We start from the raw sequence: 22,796 nt of genomic DNA on the forward strand, positions 1-22,796 counted from the left end.
CACCGCCAAGCACACCATCTTCCAGTATTTACGTAGGATTTCTCTATGAGGATTGCCGTCGCGGGGGGAACCGGTACCGTGGGACGCCACGTTGTAGCCGTAGCGAAGGAGCGCGGCCACGACGTTGTGAGCCTGAGCCGTGCCGAGGGTGTGGACCTGGTGAACGGGCGCGGCCTGGCCCGGGCCCTCGCGGGCATGGACACCGTGATAGACGTCTCCGGCATCCAGACCACCTCCACCAAGCAGGCCGTGGACTTCTTCACCAACGCCACCCAAAACCTGCTGGCAGCGGAAAAGGACGCGGGCGTGCAGCACCACGTGGCGCTCTCCATTGTGGGCATCGACGGCGCCACATCCGGCCTCTACGCGGGGAAGCTGGTGCAGGAGGACGAGGTCCGGCACGGCGGCATCCCGTGGACCCTGCTGCGCTCCACCCAGTTCCACGAGTTCGTGCCGCTGACGGTGAAGATCGGATCTGTGGGCCCGCTGGTGGCCGTTCCAAAAATGGTCACCCAACCCATCGCTGCCCGCGAGGTGGCCGAGGCCCTGGTGGACGCCGCGGAGGCAGGACCCCGGGGACGGATCACCGACCTTGGCGGGCCGCGGACCGAGGAACTCGCAAACCTGGTCCGCACCTATCTCGCCAAGACCGGCGAGCGCAAGAAGGTCCTGGAGGCTGTGCTGCCCGGCCGCATGGGCAAAGCCATGCGCAGCGGTGCGCTGGTCCCGGCGCCTGGTGCCGCCGTCGGACGCCAAACGTTCCAGCAGTGGCTGGAAGCCAGCACCTCCAGCGCCGGATAACCGGCTTTCCCTGACTGCCAACGCACTCCAGTACTCCAAGCAAGTAGTCCCTCCGCCGGGCAGGAAAAGTAGAGTACCTGCTACTCGTGCCCTTCCCCGGCGGTCCCGCTAGATTCAGGGAAAGCCCGCGCAGCGAGGCACGGGCCGGACTGGACGGGGGCAAAGCGTGGCAGCACATCCGGCGACTGACGGCAGGCGCCAGGACCGGCCCGGGTTCCTGTTGGACCTGATCACCGGGACCGAGACGGAACTGGACTCGCTCCAGCGGCTCACCGAGGCCGCTGCGAAGGCGGTCAACGGCCAGGCCGGGTCCGGGATGGACTGCGCCGCCGTGCTGGCGCGCGGAGGGACTACGCTGGCCACCGCCGGCAGCAGCAGCGCGGCCGCCGAACTGGCCGCTTCGGAGGACCGGTACGGGGACGGTCCACTGATGCAGGCACTGAGTACCGCGGGTGCAGTGACGGTCGACGGCGACACGTCAGTGCGGTGGCGGGCGTACCGGCGGCGGCTGGTGGCCAGCGGGTATGGCCGCGCGGTGGCGGTTCCGCTGGGGCTGGCCGGCGGCACGTCCTGCGCCCTGGTGTTCCTGGGGCGGACCGGCACCGGGTTCCCGGAAGACCTCCTGGCGGAGGCGAAATGGTTCGCCGGGGTGGCAACCCACAGCATGCGGCTGGCCCTTGAGGTGCGGAACGTCCGGTCCGCCGGGGACAACCTGAAATCCGTGCTGGAAAGCCGCACCTCCATCGATGTGGCCTGCGGTGTGATCATGGCGCAGAACCGCTGCACGTACCCCGAGGCGTTCATCAAGTTGGCCAGCGCGTCCCGGCAGCGGAACCTGAAGGTCCGCAGTGTTGCCGAGAACATCCTCAAGGCGCTGCCCAGCGGCGCTCCGGCTGCACGGTTCGAATTCTGAAGGGGTCCGCAGTATCAGCTGGCGCAGCCGGACTGTCCGGGCAAGGGGAAAGCCCCTCCTAGGAGGGGCTTTCAACGTAGTGGTCAATTGTCTTCTGGCTACGGTCAGTGGTGGTGATGCGCTACCCCTTCCCAGACGCCCCCCGGCGCCCATCTGGACTATGACAAGAACTGACTTTAATAACCTGTGCCCCGGAAGTAAACAGCTAATTAAAAGTTCCCGCGCTCCCCCCGCGGATTTCCACATGATTCGGGATTTTTACTTGCGCGAAACAGGCCCGGCCGTATTATTCATGCATGTGGACTAAACAGCACCAGGCTCTGTGTGTCACGTGTGGCAGGAACACCAACCACGTGACGCACTATGTAAAGGACGACGTCGGCGGTTCGTTGATTGCCCAGGTCCAGTGTGCTGAGCACCACGAGGCGCAGGTCCGCAGTGAGCAGTACCAGGCTGTGCGGCTGGCACCGGCAGAGGAGCCCGCAGCCTGACCTTCCCCACGGCCCTTCGGGCGGCGCGGTTGCCACGCCCCCGCTCTGGGAACGGCGCTCCCGGGCGGCAGCACGCGCGGACATTACCCTCCACTGGTTTAGGGGCATGCGGAATTAGTAAGTAGACTGATTAGCATGGCTTGTAAATCAGCACAGAGGCATGGGCTGGATGCGCATCCCATGCCCCGGCGGAAAGCATGAGCGACGAGTCAGAGCGGCGGCTTGAGCTTGCTGCCATGATGGTTGCCGGTTTGGACCCGGCGCACATCTGGCCGGCCTACTTTGGCGGCGCCCGCTTTTCCGATTTTGAGCTGCGTGCCTACCTTCACGGCGCCCTGGCATTGCCCGAATTTGAACAGGGCTACAGCGCCGGCACAGTTCCCGCACCTGCGCAGCAGCGGGGCCGGGGACACCAGCACGGGAGTGGAAGCACCAGCGAGGATGCGCTGGCGTCCTTGGGAGCCGCGGGCAGGTTTCTCCTGACGCCTGAAAGGGCAGAAGAGGAACGGATACAGTCCCTTCGGGAGACCAATCTGCTCCACACCGGGACGGTGGACATCTTTGACCGGGTGGTGGAAACCGCCAAGGACTATTTCGGCGTTGGCGCCGCGTCCCTGTCCCTGATCGCTGAAAACGCCCAGTTCCTCAAGTCCGTGGTCGGCCCCCTTAGCGTGGAGACACCCCGGGAGATCGCGCTGTGTACGCATACCGTCCGGCTGAACAGGATGCTCGTAGTCAACGACACCCTCACCGACAACCGGTTTGCCACCAATCCCCTGGTCCTCGGGGAGCCCTTTATCCGCTTCTACGCCGGTTATCCCCTGCACGGACCCCGCGGCTGGAACATCGGAACGCTGTGCGTCATTGACCACAACCCCCGGGCGTTCAGCGACTCCGATGAGCAGGTACTCCGTACACTCGCCACCATCGTGCAGAACAACATCGACGCCCGCACCGGCGCCGCCGGCTAGGACCCGCGGCCGGCGGCCACCAGTTCAGGGCTGCGGTCCGGCGCAGGTTTTCGCGCCGCCTCCGGAGCGGAACGCACGACGGCGGGCTCCAGCCTGGTGTTTGCCCAGCGGCGGACGGGCGTTTCCACCAGGCGGTGGGAGGCATAGGCCAGCAGTGCGGTCCCCGCTGCAGCCAGCGGCACGAGCAGCCACAGCGAGGGGACCAGCGGCATCAGCAGCAGGTAGACGGGCAAGTGCCAGAGGTAGAAGGCATACGAGAGGTCGCGGCCGGGCCCGGCAAGCCAGGGATGGCTGAGGACCCGTGCGGGAAATCCGGCCGGCTGCAGCACAAGCGATCCGATCAGCACGGCCGCCAGCAGGGACAGCACCGTGGGCCCGGCGGTCCAGAAGGCGCTGAACCAGAGGCCAGGGGTGTCCGGTTCCTTCAGCAGGAACAGGGCCGCCAGCAGGATGAACCCGGCGGCGGGCCCGGCCCAGCGGGCCGCTGCCCGGAGTGTTGCGTGTAGCCGGGAGCCCGGGGTGACAGCGGTGAAGGCGAGGGCCAGGGCACACCCGATCAGCAGCTCGTCGGCCCGCATGTCCGGCCCGTTGTACAGGCGGTTCAGCGGCGCCCCGAACAGGACCAGGACAAACCGCTCCAGGAGGAACGCCGCGGCCAGCCCTCCGGTGATCCACGTGACGGTGCGGACCTTCCAGTACCGGAGCAGCATCAGCAGGAGCAGCGGCCACACCAGGTAGAACTGCTCCTCGACGGCCAGTGTCCAGGTGGGGCCAAGCGTTTCACCGGCTATGGAGTCGCCGAACATTCCGAAGCGGGCCAGGTTCATCACGTACCCGGCGGCCGGCAGGACAAATCCTTCCTGTCCCGCCCATTTCGACGCCGGGAAGGCCACGCCCACCACGACAATCACGCCGCACAGGGCCAGCAGCGCCGGCCATAGCCTGGCCATTCGCTTGGCGTAGAAGACCCCCAGCCGCAGGCGGCCGGCAGCCAGATACTCCTTCATGATTAGGAGGGTGATCACGAAGCCGCTGAGCGTGAAAAAGACGTCCACCCCAATGGATCCGCCCGGCATCAGGGCAGTTGCCGTGTGGAAGAGAAACACCCCCGCCACGGCAAGCGTCCGGAGCCCGTCCAGGGCATGCTTGCGCCCGGCGACGAGGCTTGTCCCGGGTACCGCGCTGCGTCCGGGTGCTGACAAATTTCCGCTGCTTGACCTAAAAACCACCAAGCAAGCATATATAACGTTTCCATAACTGCGCTGAACGCAGGCTGGACGTTGGCTGTGTGAGGGCAGGTTGCACAAGCGGGCGGAACGGGCTGAAACGGACGACGGCGGCACGCGGCCGCCGTCGTCCGTTCCATGTGAGCCGCTCCCGGCAGAGGGGTGGAGCTAACACCTGCCGGCGCGTCAGTGGTGTGTTGCCGCAGGGCTCCGCATGCCGCTGTACGCTGCCGCTACCCCCACCAGGAAGATGAGGACGGCGAGGTAGATCAGGCCGAGGTGCCCCAGCGTTGCCAGGCCCCACGGGTAGTGCGCGGGAAGGGCCACAGCGAGCCCAACCACCGGGACGACAACCGCGGTGGCGAAGGCCCACCGCTCCCCCCGGCGCACCCCGTACCAGGACAGGCCCGCGACAGCCAGGCCAGTGGCCGCGATGAAGCCGCTGACCGCGATGTGCAGGTGGCTTATGTAGTGGTACAGCTGCGGACTGAATGCCTCGATCTCCGCCTTCCCCTTGTCCACCTGATCCGGTCCGATGCCCAGCTCAAGGAAGGCGTCCGTGAAGTTCATGACCAGGAAGATCAAGGCGTACCCCACGAATGCCAGCCCGGCGAATGTCATGAGTGCCGCTCCTGTCCGGAGGCGGGACTGTTGCTGGTGTGGAGATTGGATGGTGGACATGGCCACCACTTCCTTTCTATTCAAGTAGATACTTGAATAAGAACCCCGCGACGGTAGGATTGTCAAGAGATCTCTTGAATAGGAGGAGCGGGTGGGCGACCAGCAGGACAAGGACGCGCTTTACGACGTCCTCGTAGAAGCCGCCAAGGCGTTGGGGAACGGCCGGAGGGCGCAGCTGATCGATGTCCTCGGCCAGGGTGAGCGCTCGGTTGAAGAGCTGGCTGCGGAGATCCATCAGAGTACGGCCAACACATCCCAGCACCTGCAGCGCCTGCTGCGCGCCGGCCTCGCCTCCTCGCGGCGCTCCGGGACGCGGATCTACTACTCCCTTGCCAGCCCCGCAGTGGAACGGCTGTGGCGGGCACTCCGGGAGACGGCCGAGGCGCACGCCGGGGAGCTTGGCGAACTGGTCCGCGCCTACGTCGGCGACCGCACCGACCTGAGCATGATCACGCGCGACGATCTGCTGCTGCGGCTGCGGCAGGGCGGCGTGGTGGTGCTGGACGTGCGGCCACGGCCGGAATACGACGCCGGACATATCCCCGGCGCGCTGTCCCTGCCCCTCTCCGACGTCAAGTCCCGGCTGCGGGAGGTTCCCCAAGGGGGTGAAATCGTTGCCTACTGCCGGGGCGCGTACTGCCTGTTTGCGGATGAGGCCGTCCGGCTGCTCGCGGACGAAGGGCGCCCCGCTGCAAGGCTCGAGGAGGGCTTCCCTGAGTGGAAGGCCGCAGGACTGCCGGTGGAACAGTCCGGCACGTAGTCCGCCCGGACACCAGCCGGGCACCCAGCTGGCGGCCCTGGATAATTTGAGGAAGTCTTGGGTGGTTCTTGACGGTATCTGCCGCCGCCCTTGAGGATGAAAGCCCACAGTAGTCCGTGAAAGGCAGCGGCGCATGGGGGTGCGGCTGGAACTGGGTCCAGTAGTACCGCAGCCTTGAGTCGGGAAACCGATGGGTCTCAGCGCTTGGCGGTGTCAGGGGCGGCGCCGCCAAGCGGGACCCCCTCGCAGCACGCGTCACCCCGCCAGGCATCAAGGCCTTCCCGGACGGCGATACCCGCAATGACCAGTGCCGCGACGGCGTCGGCCCACCACCAGCCCAAGGTGCTGTTCAGGACCAGGCCAAGCAGCAGTACGGCCGAAAGGTACGTGCAGAGCAGCGTCTGCTTGGAATCGGCGACGGCGCTCTTTGAGCCGAGTTCGCGTCCGGCGCGTCGTTGTGCCCAGGACAGCACGGGCATGATTGCCAGGCTCAGGGCTGCGATGACTATGCCTGGTGTCGAGTGCCGGGCTTCCCCGGCCCCGCCCAGTGACCGGATGGCGTCCACGCTCACAAACGCGGCAAGGGCGAAGAAGGAGACGGCGATGATCCGCAAGGTAAGGTACTCACGCCGTTCCGGGTCCTTGGCGGCGAACTGCCAGGACAATGCGAGAGCGGATGCCACCTCGATGACGGAGTCAAGGCCGAATCCGATCAGCGCCGCGGAGTCCGCCACTCCCCCGGCCCAGAGTGCCACGGCGGCTTCGATGACGTTATAGGTGATGGTCGCGGCCGCGAGCAATCGGATTCTCCGGCTCAGCACCGCCCGCCGGTCAGTGCCAGGTGAAGGGGGCCGTGGGGTCATGCCACCCCCGACGCATAGGACGGCGCGTCCGCGGATGCCATCAGAATCCGGGCCCGGGCCGGGTCGGACGCCGCATAGCCGAACCTGGCCAGAACAGGCGCACGAGTGAGGGCTTCCATGGAGCCAAAGTACATCGAGGGATGTACTGCGGAAAAGCTGTAACGCTGTGGTAACGCCTCGGCAGGTACTACTGGGGCTCGCTTCCAGGACGGAGAAGAACCGTAATGAAATCATTACCTCGAAAAGCAGCGTTCAGGGCAACTGCCCAGACCGGCACCCTGAGGGGTGGCGCCCGGCGCATGGGGTTGATGGCCGCCGTCGCCACGGGACTGGTGGCCGGCTCCGTGGCCGCGCCGGCAACCGCGCAGGACTCCGGACCGCTGGACTACGTTGCCCTGGGGGATTCCTATTCCTCGGGCATCGGTTCCTCGCCATATGTCACCGCCTCCCCGCTCTACCCCGCAGAGCTGCAGCCGTGCTACCAGGCATCACCGGGCTACGCCGACGTGCTGGACGCCCAGGACGGCGTGCAGCTCACGGGCAACGCCGCCTGCGCAGGCTGGACCGCCGCGGCCGTGCCCTACCAGGTCCAGGTGGCCTCCGCCACCGGCGTGCTGAACGCAGAAACGGACCTGGTGACCATCACCGCCGGCGGAAACGACGTTGGTTTCACGAACCTGCTCGCAACCTGCATGCTCCAGGCGTTGAAGGACTGCAAGACAGCAGTCAGGGCAGGCGAAGCCGTTGCCAAAACCCAGGTCCTACCGGCCCTGATGGCGGCGTACGCGGCCATCCGCGCGCAGGCGCCCAACGCCAAAATCGTGGCACTGGGATATCCGCATCTGTTCTCGCCGGAGTTCGGGGACACCCCCATCATCACCGCCGACGCAGCCCAGATCTTCAACAAGGGAACGGACACCCTGAACAAGGTCATCCGTGAGGCGGCCGCAAACTCGGCCGGAACCGTCTACGTCAATGTCACGGACGAGTTCGCAGGGCACGGCATCGGACTGCCCGGTTCCTGGTTCTATTTCGACCCGACCGACCCCTTTGCCGGCATGAACTTCCACCCGACTGCCACCGGCTACGCCGAGGGCTATGCGGACGCCACCATCCGCGAAGCGAAAATCCCAGCCCTGAGCAACTGATTCGTGGCAGGACTGGCCGCCCCCAACAGCGGCCAGTCCGGTCAGGGAATCGCTCCGGCTACTGGGTCAGCGCAGGACGGGGATCAGCCCAGGACGCCGCACACCGCCAGGTCCGTGGCCTCGGCAGGCAGGTCACCATTCAGTTCGCTTGCACCCTCAGGGTCGCTGAAGTTGTAAGTGCCGTTGCCTCCCATCAAGCGGCCGCCGAGGAGGCTTGGCGGCCTTCTGTGATTCGCAGCACCAAGGGCCGGGGATGGGTGGGCCGGCCGCAAGAACCAGCGGCACACCTGAGGCTATGGCTGATTGGGCAGCACCAGCCCGCCCGCTCTGTGGCAGTCGGGAGGGAAATTGATGGAACGTTGATGCTACGTACTGCGCCTTCTTGAGAGTGGATCGCCAAAATTGTGGGGTTGGGCCGAGCCGCTGGGGTTGGGCCCGTCTTTTTGAACGGGGTACACCTCATGGGATTCGGCGTGAACAGAGTGTCCGGTGCAGCTCAGGCTCCCGGGACTGTTGACGCAGACAGCTCACGTGGCTGGGCACGAACGGCCGGACCGGCGCCTGCACTGGACTTCGTGCTGATCAGGAAACTCGCCGAGGATCTCAGCCCGGACGCAGCGCTCAGGTTCCTGTCTGATTATCTGGGCATGCTGCCTGGCCGCTGGACCCGCATCCTCCTGGCCCTGGAGGACGATGACACAGAAGTGGCCCTGGACGCCCTGGTCAGCTTGAGGATCACCTCGTCCATGACGGGCGCACTGGAGGCCGAAGGCCACTGCCGGCAGTTGGAATCGTTTGTGCATGCCGGGTGGTTTGCCAAAGCCCGGACGGAAGCCTCGGAGCTCGGACCGAAGCTTGAGCGCCTCTTCTGCGCGGCCCCGGATCTGCTGAAGCAAGCACGAAACAGCCTGGGCACGGTGTCCGTCCGCTAAGTTGTGACGGCCGAGGATCAATTCACATCCGAAACCGGTCTTTCCCTTTCCGGAGCATCAGCTCTCTTGAGACCCATTCTGCCTGCGCAGTTACGGCACCTTGGCAATAACAGAAGAGCTACTTGGTCAGTGCCATATGCACAACAAAAGCGGTGGCAATTGCGAGCAGGGAAAGGAAGATATAGGATAACGCCCGGAGCCGGCGCGCACGATTAATTTCGCGTTCGTAATAGCGGTAATAAGCAGGACCGTACTCGCGAGGGCGCGGCTTAGCTGGGCTCTGTTTCATACTTTTCTTCCTCATCAGGGGGTCTCACAGACCAAGGTGAGATGACAGTGGATGCGCAATCGTTCTAAACGACGTCTCATGCATCGCGTCTGCATGGCTCTAGCCCGGGGGCCCGAGTCGCACGAATGATTCTTCAGGCCGAGACTCAAAAACCGCTGCTGCTTTAGCTCAAGATTCACTCAAAACACGTGAATGTAAATGCAGCGGAATTCCGGGCGGCGGATAACCAAGAATGTACTCTCAATTCCGCTATGCATAAGATTCCATCGGATAACAAGGCAGGCTGATTCCAGAAGAATTACAAAACGGAAAACAGGAAGTAGGCAGCCAGCGCCGCGGCCAGCACCAGGACGGCAGCCAGGATAACGACGGGGCGGCGGCCTCCTGTGGCTGGCCCCGGTCCGCGGCGGCGCCCGTGCTTTCGTTCAATTGCATTCGCCATGCGCCGACTCTATGCACCCTTAAACGTCGGCGCCCGCGTATTGCCTACTCGTTTTACAAATTTCCACCACGTGGTTCCCGGCAGTGTCAGCGCACGCCGGGCGGCCCGCTCACCGGGTCAGGCCGGCCCAGGACTCCAGGAACTTCCGGGCGAGGTAGGCGTGGCCGGCGGTGTTGGGGTGGGCGCCGTCGGCGTCGAAGCCCGGGCTGTTGGCACTCGTGAACCAGTTGCCCTCGACGGCGTCAATAAACGGAGCGTTGGCGGCCGCAGCACCGGCACGCACGGCGCTGTTCACCCCGCGCAGTTCCTCCGCGAGGGGCTGCGGCGCCGACGGCCCGAGCACCACCACCTGGATTCCCGGCCAGAACCTGCGGGCCGCCTCGATGGTCTGCGTCGTGGCAGCTTCCACTTCCTTCACGTCGGGGCTCTGGGAGTCGTTCTGCCCGCCTTGAAGCACCAGTACGTTGGGCACAAAGGCGGGGTTGCCAGCGATCCTCCGCAGCCGGACCTCGTACTCTTCACCCCGCTCGTCCTGAGCCCCGCCGCCCCACGCGAATCCGGTCCCGCCCACGCCGTCCACGTCGGCGGGGTATCCCAGCTCCTCGGCCACCAGGTACGCCCACCCCTGGTCCGGCTGGTCGGCTCCAACCCCGGCGGTGTACGAATCGCCAAGAATCAGCAGGACGGGCTCGGCGGGCAGCTGAATGCCCGGCGGCTGGGGTGTTGCGGTACCGGTGGGTGACGGCGCCCCGGTAGCCGGCGGCGCGGCCGCCGACGGGGGCGCGGAAGCGCTTGCCGAAGGACTCCCGGAAGGGCTCACCGGCACGGGTGCGGTTTCCTCCGGCGGTCGCGGTCCCATCAGGGCAATGGCCGCCACGCCGAACGCCACAATCGCCAGCACCAGAAGCCCGCCGTACTTGAGCCAGTCCTGCCTGGACGCGAAGGCACCCAGCCGGCGTCCCGGCGTCGCGCTATCCATCGAACCGCGCACTGTTGCTGCTCTCCGGCACCACAACGTGCACGGCGTTGCGCTCGATGGTGAAGTCGGCGGGCGTCACGGTGGCGATCTCGCCGTCGAGGTTCACCGGCACGGGCGGCTCGGTGACCAGCCGGACCCGCCGGCTGGTCAGGTGGTACACCCCGCGGTGCTCCACAAAGCTGCCGTCCTTCAGCAGCCTGGCGATCCGCACGTGCTCGCGGAGCGGCGCCCCGGGAATGGCGTAGACATCAAGGAGGTGGTCATCAATCCCGGCCGTCGGGGAGACCGTGTTGCCCCCACCGTAGTGCCGGCCGTTGCCCACGGCCACCTGCAGCATGTCCTCGAGCTCCAGCGGTTCGTGGTCCCCCTCCGGGAACTCGAGCCGGGCGCGGAAAGGCTTGTGCCGGGCGTAGGCGCGCACTGCGGCAACCCCATAGGCCACCGGCCCGAGGTACCGCTTTAGGCGGGGGCTGAGGGTTTCGGTGACGCCGACCGAAAGTCCAACGGAGGCCACGTTCAGGAAGGGCTGGCCGTTCGCCCGCCCCAGGTCGATGTCCACCACCTTCCCGCCGGCCAGCGCGGCGCAGGCCCCGGCGAGGTCGTTCGGTATCTCGAGCGTGCGGGCAAGATCGTTCGCTGTTCCCAGCGGCAGGACGCCGAGCACAATCCCGGTCCCGGCGAGCCGGCCGGCGGCGCAGGACACCGTTCCATCACCGCCGCCAACAACCACCAGGTCGTGCCCGTCGGCCACCACCCGGTCCAGGGTTCCGGCCAGTTCGGCGCCGGAGAGCACATGGTGCACGGCGGCGACGGGCAGGCCTGCCCTTTGCAGCGAGTCCGCCGCCAGGTCCGGCCCCGCCGCGCCCCGGCGTGCCCCGGCGTTGATCACCACGGCAGCGGAGTGCGCCTCTCGGGCAAGCTTCATGGGGACCATCCTAGGCTGGGCGGGCGGGGAAATCCCTGAGCCGCAAGGAGGAAGGTGCGCACCAGGCAACGCAAGGCGTGCGACGGCGGCACGCGCCCGCCGTCGTACGCTTCCTTTTGACGACCGGCGAAAGGGTTAGGGAACCGTGACCATGGGGTTGTTCCTTAGCCGTGAAACGCGCATTACTGTCAGGTGCACTATCCGGGGCACAACGGAAGAGGCACGATGAGCATCGACATCGAGATTGGCAGCAGGCTCAGCAATGAGGACGCAGCACACTTTGCAGCCGAGACGGAAGCAATCACCACAGCGATGCAACAGGTACGGGCACAGCACGCAGCATATAGCTGGGTATGGACGGACGAGATCCGCTGCCGGGGATGCAATGCCAGCCTCAACATACCGATACTTGCCAGCACCAACCTCAACGCGGACAAGGCTTTACAGGCGCATCAGTCCGCCCAGCTGGATGCCCTGTTGGCTGCAAACGGCAGGGATGAGCCGCCAGCAGTCGTGCGGGCGTAGAGTCCTCCGGATACTACTGGCGGCCGGCCCGCTCCTGGTCGTGGCCGGCTATGAGGCCTTGCCGCCGTTCAGTGCTCGCGGCGGGTCTCCTGGAGCCGCTTGATGAACCAGCGGGACTGTTCCGGCCCGTAGGGCAGGACGGGGATGGCCTTGGTGGCGTCGCTGGGGGTGTCGCGGATGGACTGGCGCGCCTGGCGGACAGCCGTGGTCAGCGTGTTGGCCATGGTCTTGACGAACTGGTCGCTGCACGGCTTCCCGTGCCCGGGGATCAGGAACTCGTAGCGGTGGCGGAGCGCCGAGATGTGGCGGAGCACGTCCGCCCACTCCTCCGGGTACGAGTCCTCAAAGGACGGGTGCGCGCCCTGCTCCACCAGGTCCCCCACGTAGAGGGTGGTGGGGGTGCCCACCAGCAGGTCGCCGTCGGTGTGGCCGCGGCCCAGGTAGAACAGGGTGGCTGTCAGCCCGCCCAGGTCCACCAGCACAGGCTGGTCCTTGACGATGGCGTTGGGGACCACGAGCTCCACGTCCTGGCCCTCGCCGGCGGACATCTCCGGTTCGATCGTCCCGACAAACCGGCGCTGCAGGTCCCCCCGCTCCTCGATTTCGGTGGCGCAGTTCTGGTGCGCCCAGAACTCGGTGGCGCCGGCTTCCGCGAACACAGCGTTGCCGAAGAAATGGTCGTAATGCGCGTGGGTGTTGACGACGACGAGCGGCAGCTGGGTCTTCTCCCGCACCGCGTCCAGGATTTCCCGCCCCTGCCGGGGCCCGCAGCCGGTATCGATCACCATGGCCCGCTCGGATCCCACCACCAGTCCGGTGTTCAGCAGCGATCCTTCGGTGACCAGCACGTAGTTGTTCGCGCCGACTTCGAGCCATTCCGACATTGTTTCTCCGTACCTCCGGCAAAGCAGTGTGCGTTCGTCTGTGTTCGTTCGTCTAGGCGTCGATTGTACCCAGCATGCCGGTGAAGTTCCCGGGACGCGCACGCATGCCGGTGGCCGGGCAACCCGGATACGGGCGGACCGTATCTATTCCTTGGCCCAGATCGCTACCCAGTCAACGTAGACATGGCCGCTGGTCTCGGGCGCCGGGCAACCTGTCAGGCAGGACTCGGTCTGCAGGATGTAGCGCATTGGCGTATCCGGAACCATCGACGTAGCAACGCCTATGGAATTGCCGTCAAGGAAGAACTCGATGCGGCCGGGGCTCCACTCGGTGGTTGCCACGTGCCAGTCCGTAAAGGGAACGTTGGGACGAAAGACGTCGAATCTGTGCCCATCCGGGCCGATGCCGTGCAGGGCGGCGTATATGACTTTGGACAGATCCCCTTCCGGGAAATCGACCTCCCCGTCCTGCGGCCACTGCTTGCTGACGGGCCAGAGCAGCCAGGCCACCTTGAAGCCCGGCAGGGAATCGGCCTTGAAGCGCACGGAGTAACGCCCGTACAGCTGGCTGTTGTACGGCGGCTGATTGGCTCCTGCGAAGCGCGGGGAAGGTGCGGCTCCCATGGAAACGCCGTTTTCCGAGTGCAGGAACATGTCCAGGACGCCACCATGGACGCTCAGAACCTTGGACGGATAGTAGCCGGACGTTCTCTGGTCCTTCGCCTGCGTCTTGGCATGGGTGTCCGGTGCGCCGTCACTGTAGGTCTCGTGCCATCTCGAACCGTAGATGCCGGGAAAACCGCCAAGGGGCACGTCCCCGTCCGTGAAGTCCTCGACAAAGACCTGCTTCCAGCCGGGCAGGTCGCCCACCGGCACAGCTTCAAGGGACGGCGGAGGCTCGGTGTTCAAAGCCGGCCCGGACCCGGCGTCTTTTGTGGGCTCCGGGGGTGCAGTCTCCGCAATGGCTTCCGGGGTGCTTGCCTCAGCGCTTGGCTGCTGCGGCCCAGGATCAGGAGTCGGTTCCGGAGAGGCAGCAGCCGTGCTGGGCTGCGCTGAGCCGGTCACCGGGGTTATTGGCTCTGCGCCCTTGCCTTCCACGGACTGGGGCCTGGGGGGATTTGCTGCAATGCTGAGCGAGCCAATTATGATCGCCAAGAGTACTATCTTCAGGACGGCGCCGCGGGTACGCGCACGCGAATCGATCGGCTCCGCCGGCGACGTTCCGTCCCCGGCGACACGCTGCCGCAGCGTCCGGAGCGCAGCCCTCCAGGCAAAGAGGGCATTGCGGGGGCTGTTTGCCATGTGTCCTCCCAGCGTGGTCCACAGGGGACTGTGGGCAGGAACGGAGCGCCCCGGTCTTATCCCCTTCGGTTCAGCCTAAGAGCGTCGCCGCTGTCCGTCACGAGTATCGAGTACTCATATTTCGGATTCAACTCTCGTTCGGATACCTGTTTTCCCTCTCCCCCAAAGTGTGATGGGTGTAAATGGCCGGGATCCAAGGCGGGCCGGAACGCGCAGCCCGGTTCCTGCCGCTTCCCCGGGGCGCCAACAACTTCAGGGGTTGCAGTAGCCACACACAGCGGGGCGCGCGTACGGTGCGTCGGTCAGCTCGCGGGTGTCCTGGAAAGGGCATCCGGGGCATCCAAATGTCTCAGCAAGTGCCTCGCCGGTCGGAGTACCGCAGGCACTGCACGGGAGCCCCGGTACCCGGGCGATGCGGCAAAACCCTGGAGTGCCGCACGCCGGGCACAGCGAGGAAAGCTTCCGCGCGAGGTCTTTGGCCGCGAGAGCGATCACCTCCATGCGTGTTGAGTTGGCGCTGGCACGCATGTCAGTCTCGATCAGGACCTTGCCGCTGGCGGATCGGGCCAGCGCCCTCGAAAAGGCGCGTTCCAGGTCCGGCCAGCTTGCGATTCCCTTGCAGATGGACGGTCCGTGGCCGCCGTCAGGGCGGACCACCAGGTGGTGCCCGGGAAACTGTGCGCCACGGGCGAACGCCTGGGCTGCCACCCACTCGCCAGTGAGCATATGACTGAAATTGCTGGCCCCCTGCCCCATGCCCACAACCTCAAGGTTGCGCCCGGCATCCCTCCAGACGATCAGTTCGATGTTCCACGGAAACATCGGGAAGGATGGATTCGGCCCAAAAGACCCCTCACTGGCGATCCCCAGCAGCAGGCCCGAGAGCTCCATGCCCACTGTTGCCTTCTTGCGGGCAGCTTCCAGTTGGGTTCCTGCACGGGGAACGTCGCGGGTGAACGTACCCAGCAGGTCCGTGTCATAACCCGTGACGCGTTCAACCCGGCACCCAAGGGCTTGCTCCAGCACGGGACCCAACACCCGCTCCTTTCCATGCTGGGTAAGGAGGGCAGCGCGTTCACCGGCATACACCGAACGCGGCACCGGATCGTCAGGTTTGGTCACGGCTCACCTTTCAACAAGCAGCACGGCTGGAAGTACAACCTCGCGCAGCCTCCACGATACATGAATTACGTTTCGTGAATTGAATTGCATGTTTACGATGCATTCGTGGAATGCTGGTGCAGCGAAGCGGCCAAGGGGCCCTGCAGGGTCTGTTACCGCTTCCGTCCATCCGCCGGGAAACAACCAGAGAGTCCGAGCATGGTAGACCCCATCATCCTTTTCTTCATTCTTGGCGCGCTTGCCGGGCTGCTCCGCTCCGAGCTGCGCCTCCCCGCGGCGATCTATGAGTTCGTGACCATCGTGTTGCTGCTGGCCATCGGCCTCAAAGGAGGCGTGGAGCTGGCCAAGCAGCCTTTTGGAGAACTGCTGCCGCAGATGCTGGCTGTCGTGGCGATGGGCTTCTTCCTGTCCCTCCTGGCCTTCCCGGTGCTGCGCTACCTGGGCCGCTTCAAGCGCGCCGACGCAGCTTCCATTGCCGCCCACTACGGATCCGTCAGTGTGGGTACCTTTGCTGTGGCCATCGCCTACCTGGGCACACGGCAGGTGGTCTTCGAGGAGCATATGCCGCTGCTTCTGGTGATGCTGGAAGTGCCGGCCATTATCGTGGGCATCGTTCTGGCCCGGGGAATTTCCAAGGAAACCCGGTGGAAATCAGTGGCCCATGAAGTCTTCCTCGGGAAAGGCATCGTACTGCTGCTGGGCGGCCTGCTCATCGGCTGGATCGCCGGGCCGGAGGGCCTGTCCTCCATCGAACCCCTGTTCGTCGACATGTTCAAAGGCATCCTGGCCCTGTTCCTGCTGGAAATGGGGCTGCTGACGGCAACGCAGCTGGGAGGCCTGCGCAAGTACGGCGTGTTCCTCGTGGCCTTCGCCATCATCATGCCGCTGTTATCCTCCGTCATCGGCGCAGGGCTGGGCTGGGCGCTGGGACTATCGGTGGGCGGAACAGCTATTCTGGCAACACTGGCGGCCAGTGCCTCCTACATTGCGGCGCCGGCGGCCATGCGGATTTCCGTACCGGAGGCCAACCCCACTCTGTCGCTGGCGGCATCCCTGGGGATCACCTTTCCGTTCAACGTGGTGCTGGGCATTCCCATCTACCACGCCCTGTCCATCTGGATCCATACCTTCGCGAGGGGATAACGCCGTGGAAAGCCATCAACGCAAGCTCCTGACCATCGTCACCGAGGCCGTCCTCGAGTCAACGCTCGTCCGCGACATCGAGCAGCACAACGCCCACGGGTATACCATCACCGACGCGCGCGGGAAGGGCAGCCGGGGCGTCCGGGGAGCAGGGTGGGAGGCAACCAGCAACATCCGGATCGAGGTGGTGTGCGACGCTGGGACAGCGGAAGGACTTGCTGCCCACCTTCGCGAGCACTACTACGCGGACTACGCCATGATCCTGTTCCTGAGCGACGTCGAGGTCCTGCGGCCGGCCAAGTTTTAGGCCTGCGTGCCCTCCGCGGGCAGCCCCCTTTCAGGGACGAGGACGGCCAGGAGCTCGTCCAGCTGGTGGCCGGAATCGATAGGGTGCCGGAACGGGCGGCCGGACACCACTGAATAGATGTTCCGCCGGCCTTGCCGTGTCCTGGTGATGTAGCCTGCCTCCGCGAGGTCGGCGGCGATCTTCTGGGCGGCTCGCTCGGTGATTCCCACCGTGGCGGCCAGCTCGCGGAGCCGTACCTGCGGGTCACGGGCGATGGTCAGCAGCACGTGGGCATGATTGGTCAGGAATGTCCACCGGGTCCCGCTGCCGGCCGTATCGTTTCCCTTTGCTTCAAAATCTTCGCTCGCCACCCCTTGGACAATAGCCGAGGGTTCAGCCATGCCCCAAGCAGCACACCACCTGGCCAGCGCTTATGGCCATGCGCGTTGCCGCACGGTTATCCCCGGCGAGCCTGAAAAGCGGATGACGGGGTATCCGAGCTCCTCGAGTGCCGCCTTGTCGGTGGTTGAAGCTGTGGAAACGCACACGGTAACGCCCCAGTAACGCGCGGCAGGGTCCACTGGGCAGTGCCGGAGCGGCGTTTACGAGGGAGCGGAGAGAAAACATGGGATGGAGCGGCTGGTTCAATCTGGGTGGCCCTGGGGGCGGGTTCAACGGTGGCCCGGCTACCATCTCCCGCAACAAGGACGTCTGCAACATCTACGTCCGCGGCAATGACAACGCCCTGTGGCAGCGCGCCTGGTTCGCCAACAGCTGGCACCCCTGGGGCAGGCACAACGACGGCGGCGTCCTGGCTTCGGAGCCCGCGCTCGGCTCCATGGGCCCGGACCATGAACACGTGTTCGTGCGCGGGACCGACGGCAATGTGTGGCAGAAGTACTGGACGGGCGGCGGCGGGTGGAGCGGCTGGTTCAACATCGGCGCCCCGGCCGGCGGGTTCAGCGGCGGGCCGGCAACGATCTCGCGGAACAAGGACGTCTGCAACGTGTACGTCCGCGGCAATGACAATGCGCTGTGGCAGCGCGCCTACTACGCCAACAGCTGGCACCCCTGGGCTCGGCACAACGACGGCGGCGTCCTGGCGTCGGAGCCCGCGCTCGGCTCCATGGGCCCGGACCATGAACACGTCTTTGTCCGCGGGACCGACGGCAATGTGTGGCAGAAGTACTGGACAGGCGGGGGCGGGTGGCAGGGCTGGTTCAACATCGGCGCCCCGGCCGGCGGGTTCAGCGGCGGGCCCGCCACCATCTCCCGGAACAAGGACGTCTGCAACGTCTACGTCCGCGGCAACGATAACGCGCTGTGGCAGCGTGCCTACTACGCCAACAGCTGGCACCCCTGGGGACGGCACAACGACGGCGGCGTCCTGGCTTCGGAGCCTGCGCTGGGCTCCATGGGACCGAACCACGAGCACGTCTTCGTCCGCGGCACGGACAACAACGTCTGGCAGAAATACTGGGTCCATGAGGTGGAACCGGCAGGCGAGGTGTCCTTCGCGGTGAGCGAATGCGTCTATGGCTGGACGGCCCGCTACCACCAGTCCGGGACGCGGGTCACGGTGCGGATCCAGCTGAACCCCGACGCGGGCATCAGCACCGCCACCATGGACAGCCTGCGGACCACCTGGCGGAATGGCATCATCAATAAATGGTCGGACCGGTTCAGTTGCCTGGCCCCCAACGGCGGCCGCCAGTCCATTACCTTTGACGTGCAGTGGGTCAGTTCCGGAGCGCACCATGTGGTCCGCGTCCAGCCGGGGCCCGCCCGCTCGAACATGGGGCTGTGGGACACCAGCGACACCGGCGATGTGGCCTCGCACGAGTTCGGGCACATGCTGGGGCACCCGGATGAATACTCGGACGCGGCGTGCCCCGCCAGGAGCCCGGTGGACACGGGCACGGTCATGGCGGACAACACCGAGACCGTGGCCCGTCACTACAATCGGATCACCGGATTCCACGGCTCGGGCCACAACCCGGTGGCAGGCCCATCGGAGCCGGCCGAGGTCCCCGAGGAGGCCGCCATGACGCTGAAGAACATTGACAACCTGAGGCCGGAACCGCGGGCCGCCGTCCTGGGCAGGCTGCGCGGCATGGGCGGCGGCGGCGCCGCCCCGGAGCGCGCGGAGGACACCGAAGTGTCCTTCGAGGTCAGCGGCGGCGCACCGGGTGAGCGCTACGTGTACCGGCTGGGCGTGCACGGTGACGGGGCCGCCCAGCGGAGCGTGGTTGATGAGCTGCAGCAGGGCGGGGATGAGGAGACCAGCCATGCGGTGGACCGGGAGCTGGCGGGCCGGGTGTTCCAGGCCGCCGCCGACGCAGGCTTGCTCAATGACAGCGCCCCCTCGGTGCCGCAGCAGCAGGTGGAGGGCGAGGTGCTGCCGGACAGCATGGTTGCGATCATCACCGTGCGCGACGGTGACGCCGTGCGCCGCATCGCCGTCCCCGCGGACGAGCCCGCCAACGCCCAGGCGAGCCTACCCGGCGAGCCTGCGGACATCCCGCTGCGCACCCAGGTCCAGCTCCCTTCCGATTCGGCCACGGCCCTGCGCCCGGTCCTGGAGGCGCTGGGGGCGGTTGAAGCGGCGCTGTGACGCCTGCGCGGTTTCCCTTAGGCGGAGCTGGCAGAGGTGAGAGTACGACTGCGCCCCGCGGCCGCCGTCGTCGGCCTGCCTTGTGGTGGTAGTTGGGCTTTGCGACGCGCAAACTCGTTTTCGATGCGGCAATTCCCTGGCGCTACCAAAATGTGGGTAGCGCCAGGGAATTTCCCCATCGAAAATCCGGACGCGCGTCGAAAACGGTGGCGGGAGTTCGAGCGGGGTTCTAGAGGCCAGGGGACGAACGTCATCAGCGTCGGGCACTTCCAGGTATGCGGTTCCGCTGGGGTGTTCGAAGAGTGCCTCCAGGATTGAACTGATGGCCGGGACGGGGTTTCGTCCCGGCGAGCAGCACGTGCCGCGCGTCGCCCGGTTTCCAGTTAATGCCGGCCTCCGGGAGGGGTGTGGCGGTGGTGACCGCGGCGGCGTCTGGTCCAACGAACCATACATACCGGCTGCCCCGGGCCCGGCCGCTCCTGCCGAAGCCAAACCTGGTACCAACCTGCCGCACCGGGTGGACGTGCTGGAACTCGTCCGCAGGCTGAACCGCGAACACCAGCGCACAGTGGTGATGGTCCTGCACGACGTCCCGCTCGCGGGACGGTACTCGGACCACATTGTTGCCATAAGGACGGCGCCATCATGGCACAGGGCACCCCTGCAGAGGTGATCAAGCCCGAGCGCCTGCTGGAGGCGTTCGGCCTTGACGCGCACGTGGTATGCGAACCAATCGAGGGCCGCCGGCATGTCATCCCGCTCGGAACCGGGTGGCTGCTGCAGTCTTGAGGAATTCTTGATGCAATCCGGGCTTGTTCTTGAGCTGCCGGGTTCAGAATGCTGGAAACAGACTGGGGCCGACGGCGGAGGCGGCGGATCAGCGTCGATCCGCAAAGAAGCCGCCGGCTCCCGCGCCACGTGCCCTGACCGCGGTGGTATCCTCACGTGGCGCCTAGGCCGAAATCCTGTCGATGAAGGACAGCACGTCAGGGTGGGACGGATCGATCAGGTGGCCTCCGCGTACCAGAACGGCCTCTGCTTGTGGCAGGGCTGCAGCCAACCGCACGTTTACCAGCCGGCAGGCTTCCAGCGAATCTTCGCCGGAAACGATGAGGGCAGGACAGCTTATCGCGGCGAGTTCCGCCTCCGTCCACGTGGCTGGTTCCTGGGAAAGGTCCAGCCCGCGGCCTTTCATCTCCGCCAGCAGGGCAGGGCCCGTGTCCAAAAACATGCCCTTGAGCTTGTCCGGGAGGGATTCCCAGACGTCATCCCCGAGTATGTCCCGAAGCAATGCCTCCGCCGCCGCTGCGGGGTTTTCAGCCGCCCGCCGAAGCACCCGCTTGCGCAGGTCGGCTGCCCAAGCATTCGCTTTCGGGTCAATCGTGAACAGCGCAGGTTCCAAGAGGACCAGGCCCTTCACTTTGTCCGGGAAGTGCCGGGCGAGCTCCAAAGCAATTTGGCCGCCAGTGCTGCGTCCGATTACCACCGCAGGCCCGGCGTGCAAGGCGGCCAGGAGTGCTGCTGCGTCGTCCACGTGCTCAAGCAGATCCAGGCTCGTGAAAGGAGTGGCGGGCGCGCTGCGGAAAAAGCCCCTGCGGTCGTAGATGATGCTTCGGCCGTGCTTCGCCAATTCGCGGGCGGCAGCAACCCACGCCAGCGCGGAACTCGGGGTGCCATGTATGCCAAGAACAGGCACCCCTTCGCCTTGTTCTTCGAAGTAGAGGTCGACGCCGTTGACGCGCACCCTGGGCATGACTTCAGCCTAGATCCAGCTGCCAACGCCGTACAGTGCCGTCCTGGCGGCGGCATTCGGTGTAGTCCGCCCCCGCTATGGCCACATGGCACCCGGCTAAGCCGGGTGCCATGTTCTTTATGGCGTACGACGGCGGCACGCGGCCGCCGTCGTGCGCCTAGCCTTTCCGCGGGTGGTCCGGGCACCGACTGAGAGAGGGTTTGGGCTAAACCGACATCGAGTGAGAGAGGGCGTGGATAAAACCGACGTTAAGTGAGAGAGCGTCTGGGGTGGGTTGGGGTTGGGGTGGACGGGTTTAGAGGTCTGCTAGGAGGGTGGTTGGGTTTTCTATTGCGTCGGCTACGAAGCGGAGGAAGCCTGCCGCGGTGCCGCCGTCGCAGACGCGGTGGTCGAAGGTAAGGGTGAGTTCGGTGACTTTCCGGACGGCCAGCTCGCCGTTGACCACCCAGGGCTTGTCGATGATCCGGCCCACGCCGAGGATGGCCACCTCGGGGTGGTTGATGATCGCCGCCGATCCGTCCACGCCGAACACCCCGTAGTTGTTGAGCGTGAAGGTGCCGCTGCCCAGCTCGGTGGGGGTCGCCTTGCCTTGGCGTGCGACGTCGGTGAGCCGGCGGATCTCAGTGTCCAGTTCGCGGGCGGTCAGCTTCTCCGCGGCTCGGACGGACGGGACCACCAGTCCGCGGTCGGTCTGGGCGGCGATGCCGAGGTTGATGCCGTCGAACGAGACAATCTCCTGGGACCCGTCTGAAGCGGTTTCGATCCTGGTGTTCAGCTCCGGATACCTTTTTAACCCGGCTGTGACAAAACGAGCGATGAACGCGAGCAGGCCCGGCACCTGGGAGCCGCCGGCTTTGAGTCCTTCGCGGAGCTCGAGCAGCGCCGTGGCGTCGACGTCCACCCAGACCGTAGCTTCCGGGATCTCGGAACGGCTGCGGGCCATGTTCGCGGCAACGGCTTTGCGGACTCCCCTGACCGGCGTGCGGGCAGCGATGGGCAGGCCGGTGCGGGTATCGACGCCCTCCGGAGCCCCAGCGGTCTCGACAGGCCGGGTTTCTGCAGGCCTGGTCTCAACGGGCTTGGTTTTAGCAGGCTCTGCCACCGGAGCATGGATGGCCTTCTCCACGTCGCGGCGCATGATCAGGCCGCCCTCGCCTGAGCCGGGGAGCTCGCCGAGGTCCACGCCGTGCTCCCGGGCCATCCGCCGGACCAGCGGGGAGATCACCGCACCGAGCTTGCCGGGGACGCGGGTGCGCAGCAGGGTGAGGTCGTCGTCGGTGGGCTTGGTTTCCTGCGGCTCGAGCACGGAGACTGAGGTCTTGGGCGCGCGGGTCCGCCGGGCAACACCGTGCCCGCCGGGAGTGCCGTACCCGATCAGGACATTCCCGGAACCGGCCTTTTCTTCTTCCCGGTAGGCCTCCGCCTCGGGGTGGGTTTCGACGGGTTCGCCCAATTCGGTCTCGGTGGGTGCGGTCACAGGCTCTGCTGGTTCCGAAGCCCCAACAGGCGTCACCGAGATCAGCGGCTTTCCAACGTCGAGCGTCTCGCCCGGCTGCCCGTGCAGCTCCGCCACAATCCCGGCGTACGGAGACGGCACCTCAACCGTGGACTTGGCGGTCTCCACCTCGGCGATCGGCTGGTCAACAGAAATCGTGTCGCCCACGGCAACGTGCCAGGACACCAGCTCGGCTTCGGTCAGCCCCTCACCCAGGTCCGGCAGCAGGAATATGCGTGTTTCACTCATGG

General features: G+C 65.9%; 26 protein-coding genes and 1 pseudogene. 13 read left to right on the forward strand and 14 right to left on the reverse strand.

Annotated elements, in window-relative coordinates:
• Nucleotides 1–45: 45 nt before the first annotated feature.
• From KTR40_RS14260 to KTR40_RS14275, 4 genes are all read left to right on the forward strand, one after another.
• Nucleotides 46–801, forward strand: a complete 756-nt coding sequence (locus tag KTR40_RS14260; protein ID WP_228404135.1) for an SDR family oxidoreductase — start codon at nt 46–48, stop codon at nt 799–801.
• A gap of 166 nt (nt 802–967) precedes the next feature.
• Nucleotides 968–1,714, forward strand: a complete 747-nt coding sequence (locus KTR40_RS14265) for an ANTAR domain-containing protein (RefSeq protein ID WP_228404136.1) — start codon at nt 968–970, stop codon at nt 1,712–1,714.
• Between the two features lie 353 nt (nt 1,715–2,067).
• Nucleotides 2,068–2,205 (forward strand): hypothetical protein, encoded by a 138-nt coding sequence (locus KTR40_RS14270; protein WP_228404137.1) that lies wholly within the window; start codon nt 2,068–2,070, stop codon nt 2,203–2,205.
• Nucleotides 2,206–2,402: 197 nt separating this feature from the next.
• The gene (locus tag KTR40_RS14275; protein WP_139030126.1) at nt 2,403–3,176 is read left to right on the forward strand and encodes a GAF domain-containing protein; all 774 of its coding nucleotides are present in this window, start codon (nt 2,403–2,405) and stop codon (nt 3,174–3,176) included.
• On the opposite strand, the gene KTR40_RS14280 is transcribed toward KTR40_RS14275, so the two are convergent.
• Both KTR40_RS14280 and KTR40_RS14285 read right to left on the reverse strand, forming a co-directional pair.
• A complete protein-coding gene (locus KTR40_RS14280) occupies nt 3,173–4,378 on the reverse strand; it encodes an acyltransferase (protein ID WP_228404138.1) in 1,206 nt (401 codons plus the stop codon). The genes KTR40_RS14275 and KTR40_RS14280 overlap by 4 nt on opposite strands.
• Nucleotides 4,379–4,588: 210 nt before the next feature.
• A complete protein-coding gene (locus KTR40_RS14285; protein WP_139030130.1) occupies nt 4,589–5,083 on the reverse strand; it encodes a hypothetical protein in 495 nt (164 codons plus the stop codon).
• Between the two features lie 91 nt (nt 5,084–5,174).
• Between KTR40_RS14285 and KTR40_RS14290 the strand changes: the two genes are divergently transcribed.
• The gene (locus KTR40_RS14290; RefSeq protein WP_228404139.1) at nt 5,175–5,843 is read left to right on the forward strand and encodes a metalloregulator ArsR/SmtB family transcription factor; all 669 of its coding nucleotides are present in this window, start codon (nt 5,175–5,177) and stop codon (nt 5,841–5,843) included.
• Between the two features lie 197 nt (nt 5,844–6,040).
• Here the strand turns inward: KTR40_RS14290 and KTR40_RS14295 are convergent, their stop codons facing one another.
• Together KTR40_RS14295 and KTR40_RS14300 are read right to left on the reverse strand one after the other, a co-directional pair.
• Nucleotides 6,041–6,706 carry a cation diffusion facilitator family transporter gene (locus tag KTR40_RS14295; protein WP_228404140.1) on the reverse strand — a complete coding sequence of 222 codons (666 nt, stop codon included), beginning with the start codon at nt 6,704–6,706 and terminating at the stop codon, nt 6,041–6,043.
• A pseudogene (locus tag KTR40_RS14300) lies at nt 6,706–6,825 on the reverse strand (transcriptional regulator); the annotation flags it as partial. The gene KTR40_RS14295 and the pseudogene KTR40_RS14300, both read right to left, overlap by 1 nt.
• A 105-nt stretch (nt 6,826–6,930) precedes the next feature.
• Here KTR40_RS14300 and KTR40_RS14305 point away from each other — a divergent pair.
• Nucleotides 6,931–7,854: an SGNH/GDSL hydrolase family protein gene (locus tag KTR40_RS14305; RefSeq protein WP_228404141.1), complete on the forward strand. Its 924-nt coding sequence runs from the start codon at nt 6,931–6,933 to the stop codon at nt 7,852–7,854.
• A 575-nt stretch (nt 7,855–8,429) separates the two neighbouring features.
• Nucleotides 8,430–8,786: an Hpt domain-containing protein gene (locus KTR40_RS14310; protein ID WP_218950014.1), complete on the forward strand. Its 357-nt coding sequence runs from the start codon at nt 8,430–8,432 to the stop codon at nt 8,784–8,786.
• A gap of 118 nt (nt 8,787–8,904) precedes the next feature.
• Here KTR40_RS14310 and KTR40_RS14315 read toward each other — a convergent pair whose 3' ends face one another.
• From KTR40_RS14315 to KTR40_RS14330, 4 genes are all read right to left on the reverse strand, one after another.
• Nucleotides 8,905–9,075 carry a hypothetical protein gene (locus KTR40_RS14315; RefSeq protein ID WP_228404142.1) on the reverse strand — a complete coding sequence of 57 codons (171 nt, stop codon included), beginning with the start codon at nt 9,073–9,075 and terminating at the stop codon, nt 8,905–8,907.
• Nucleotides 9,076–9,373: 298 nt separating this feature from the next.
• Nucleotides 9,374–9,517 (reverse strand): hypothetical protein, encoded by a 144-nt coding sequence (locus tag KTR40_RS14320; protein WP_228404143.1) that lies wholly within the window; start codon nt 9,515–9,517, stop codon nt 9,374–9,376.
• A 109-nt stretch (nt 9,518–9,626) separates the two neighbouring features.
• On the reverse strand, nt 9,627–10,496 hold the full coding sequence (locus KTR40_RS14325) for an SGNH/GDSL hydrolase family protein (RefSeq protein WP_228404144.1): 870 nt from the start codon (nt 10,494–10,496) through the stop codon (nt 9,627–9,629).
• Nucleotides 10,489–11,421: a lipid kinase gene (locus KTR40_RS14330; protein WP_228404145.1), complete on the reverse strand. Its 933-nt coding sequence runs from the start codon at nt 11,419–11,421 to the stop codon at nt 10,489–10,491. Before KTR40_RS14330 ends, KTR40_RS14325 begins: the two co-directional genes overlap by 8 nt.
• Before the next feature lie 225 nt (nt 11,422–11,646).
• Between KTR40_RS14330 and KTR40_RS14335 the strand changes: the two genes are divergently transcribed.
• Nucleotides 11,647–11,946 (forward strand): hypothetical protein, encoded by a 300-nt coding sequence (locus KTR40_RS14335; protein WP_228404146.1) that lies wholly within the window; start codon nt 11,647–11,649, stop codon nt 11,944–11,946.
• Nucleotides 11,947–12,014: 68 nt separating this feature from the next.
• On the opposite strand, the gene KTR40_RS14340 is transcribed toward KTR40_RS14335, so the two are convergent.
• The 3 genes from KTR40_RS14340 to KTR40_RS14350 all read right to left on the reverse strand — a co-directional run bounded on the left by KTR40_RS14340 (nt 12,015) and on the right by KTR40_RS14350 (nt 15,254).
• Nucleotides 12,015–12,830: an MBL fold metallo-hydrolase gene (locus KTR40_RS14340; protein WP_228404147.1), complete on the reverse strand. Its 816-nt coding sequence runs from the start codon at nt 12,828–12,830 to the stop codon at nt 12,015–12,017.
• 144 nt (nt 12,831–12,974) lie between these two features.
• Entirely contained in the window at nt 12,975–14,132 is a 1,158-nt protein-coding gene (locus KTR40_RS14345) for a glycoside hydrolase family 16 protein (RefSeq protein WP_228404148.1), read from the reverse strand.
• 252 nt (nt 14,133–14,384) lie between these two features.
• Nucleotides 14,385–15,254, reverse strand: coding sequence for a DUF6671 family protein (locus KTR40_RS14350; protein ID WP_228404149.1), 870 nt, complete (start codon nt 15,252–15,254; stop codon nt 14,385–14,387).
• 198 nt (nt 15,255–15,452) lie between these two features.
• On the opposite strand from KTR40_RS14350, the gene KTR40_RS14355 reads away from it, so the two are divergent.
• Both KTR40_RS14355 and KTR40_RS14360 read left to right on the forward strand, forming a co-directional pair.
• The gene (locus KTR40_RS14355; protein WP_228404150.1) at nt 15,453–16,397 is read left to right on the forward strand and encodes a sodium-dependent bicarbonate transport family permease; all 945 of its coding nucleotides are present in this window, start codon (nt 15,453–15,455) and stop codon (nt 16,395–16,397) included.
• Nucleotides 16,398–16,401: 4 nt separating this feature from the next.
• Nucleotides 16,402–16,704 (forward strand): transcriptional regulator, encoded by a 303-nt coding sequence (locus KTR40_RS14360; RefSeq protein WP_228404151.1) that lies wholly within the window; start codon nt 16,402–16,404, stop codon nt 16,702–16,704.
• On the opposite strand, the gene KTR40_RS14365 is transcribed toward KTR40_RS14360, so the two are convergent.
• Nucleotides 16,701–17,084, reverse strand: coding sequence for a winged helix-turn-helix domain-containing protein (locus KTR40_RS14365; RefSeq protein WP_228404152.1), 384 nt, complete (start codon nt 17,082–17,084; stop codon nt 16,701–16,703). The genes KTR40_RS14360 and KTR40_RS14365 overlap by 4 nt on opposite strands.
• A 224-nt stretch (nt 17,085–17,308) precedes the next feature.
• On the opposite strand from KTR40_RS14365, the gene KTR40_RS14370 reads away from it, so the two are divergent.
• The 3 genes from KTR40_RS14370 (at nt 17,309) to KTR40_RS14380 (ending at nt 20,086) form a co-directional block, all read left to right on the forward strand.
• Nucleotides 17,309–19,297 carry a hypothetical protein gene (locus KTR40_RS14370; protein ID WP_228404153.1) on the forward strand — a complete coding sequence of 663 codons (1,989 nt, stop codon included), beginning with the start codon at nt 17,309–17,311 and terminating at the stop codon, nt 19,295–19,297.
• A gap of 322 nt (nt 19,298–19,619) precedes the next feature.
• Nucleotides 19,620–19,970 carry a hypothetical protein gene (locus KTR40_RS14375; RefSeq protein ID WP_228404154.1) on the forward strand — a complete coding sequence of 117 codons (351 nt, stop codon included), beginning with the start codon at nt 19,620–19,622 and terminating at the stop codon, nt 19,968–19,970.
• A complete protein-coding gene (locus tag KTR40_RS14380; protein ID WP_228404155.1) occupies nt 19,943–20,086 on the forward strand; it encodes a hypothetical protein in 144 nt (47 codons plus the stop codon). The genes KTR40_RS14375 and KTR40_RS14380 overlap by 28 nt, the downstream gene beginning before the upstream one ends.
• A 163-nt stretch (nt 20,087–20,249) precedes the next feature.
• Here KTR40_RS14380 and KTR40_RS14385 read toward each other — a convergent pair whose 3' ends face one another.
• Both KTR40_RS14385 and KTR40_RS14390 read right to left on the reverse strand, forming a co-directional pair.
• Entirely contained in the window at nt 20,250–21,050 is an 801-nt protein-coding gene (locus KTR40_RS14385) for an alpha/beta fold hydrolase (protein ID WP_228404156.1), read from the reverse strand.
• A 295-nt stretch (nt 21,051–21,345) separates the two neighbouring features.
• Entirely contained in the window at nt 21,346–22,794 is a 1,449-nt protein-coding gene (locus tag KTR40_RS14390) for a dihydrolipoamide acetyltransferase family protein (RefSeq protein ID WP_228404157.1), read from the reverse strand.
• Nucleotides 22,795–22,796 lie beyond the last annotated feature (2 nt).

This window comes from Pseudarthrobacter sp. L1SW (assembly GCF_020809045.1).
In the GTDB taxonomy this organism is placed as follows: Bacteria; Actinomycetota; Actinomycetes; order Actinomycetales; family Micrococcaceae; genus Arthrobacter.

Coding starts and splice junctions, on each gene's coding strand:
- KTR40_RS14325 (WP_228404144.1), bottom strand. CDS start 10,496: ATGGATAGCGCGACGCCGGGACGCCGGCTGGGTGCCTTCGCGTCCAGG.
- KTR40_RS14275 (WP_139030126.1), top strand. CDS start 2,403: ATGAGCGACGAGTCAGAGCGGCGGCTTGAGCTTGCTGCCATGATGGTT.
- KTR40_RS14345 (WP_228404148.1), bottom strand. CDS start 14,132: ATGGCAAACAGCCCCCGCAATGCCCTCTTTGCCTGGAGGGCTGCGCTC.
- KTR40_RS14335 (WP_228404146.1), top strand. CDS start 11,647: ATGAGCATCGACATCGAGATTGGCAGCAGGCTCAGCAATGAGGACGCA.
- KTR40_RS14390 (WP_228404157.1), bottom strand. CDS start 22,794: ATGAGTGAAACACGCATATTCCTGCTGCCGGACCTGGGTGAGGGGCTG.
- KTR40_RS14375 (WP_228404154.1), top strand. CDS start 19,620: ATGGCCGGGACGGGGTTTCGTCCCGGCGAGCAGCACGTGCCGCGCGTC.
- KTR40_RS14305 (WP_228404141.1), top strand. CDS start 6,931: ATGAAATCATTACCTCGAAAAGCAGCGTTCAGGGCAACTGCCCAGACC.
- KTR40_RS14330 (WP_228404145.1), bottom strand. CDS start 11,421: ATGAAGCTTGCCCGAGAGGCGCACTCCGCTGCCGTGGTGATCAACGCC.
- KTR40_RS14295 (WP_228404140.1), bottom strand. CDS start 6,706: ATGACCCCACGGCCCCCTTCACCTGGCACTGACCGGCGGGCGGTGCTG.
- KTR40_RS14260 (WP_228404135.1), top strand. CDS start 46: ATGAGGATTGCCGTCGCGGGGGGAACCGGTACCGTGGGACGCCACGTT.
- KTR40_RS14385 (WP_228404156.1), bottom strand. CDS start 21,050: ATGCCCAGGGTGCGCGTCAACGGCGTCGACCTCTACTTCGAAGAACAA.
- KTR40_RS14320 (WP_228404143.1), bottom strand. CDS start 9,517: ATGGCGAATGCAATTGAACGAAAGCACGGGCGCCGCCGCGGACCGGGG.
- KTR40_RS14285 (WP_139030130.1), bottom strand. CDS start 5,083: ATGTCCACCATCCAATCTCCACACCAGCAACAGTCCCGCCTCCGGACA.
- KTR40_RS14355 (WP_228404150.1), top strand. CDS start 15,453: ATGGTAGACCCCATCATCCTTTTCTTCATTCTTGGCGCGCTTGCCGGG.
- KTR40_RS14380 (WP_228404155.1), top strand. CDS start 19,943: ATGGCACAGGGCACCCCTGCAGAGGTGATCAAGCCCGAGCGCCTGCTG.
- KTR40_RS14370 (WP_228404153.1), top strand. CDS start 17,309: ATGGGATGGAGCGGCTGGTTCAATCTGGGTGGCCCTGGGGGCGGGTTC.
- KTR40_RS14340 (WP_228404147.1), bottom strand. CDS start 12,830: ATGTCGGAATGGCTCGAAGTCGGCGCGAACAACTACGTGCTGGTCACC.
- KTR40_RS14365 (WP_228404152.1), bottom strand. CDS start 17,084: ATGGCTGAACCCTCGGCTATTGTCCAAGGGGTGGCGAGCGAAGATTTT.
- KTR40_RS14315 (WP_228404142.1), bottom strand. CDS start 9,075: ATGAAACAGAGCCCAGCTAAGCCGCGCCCTCGCGAGTACGGTCCTGCT.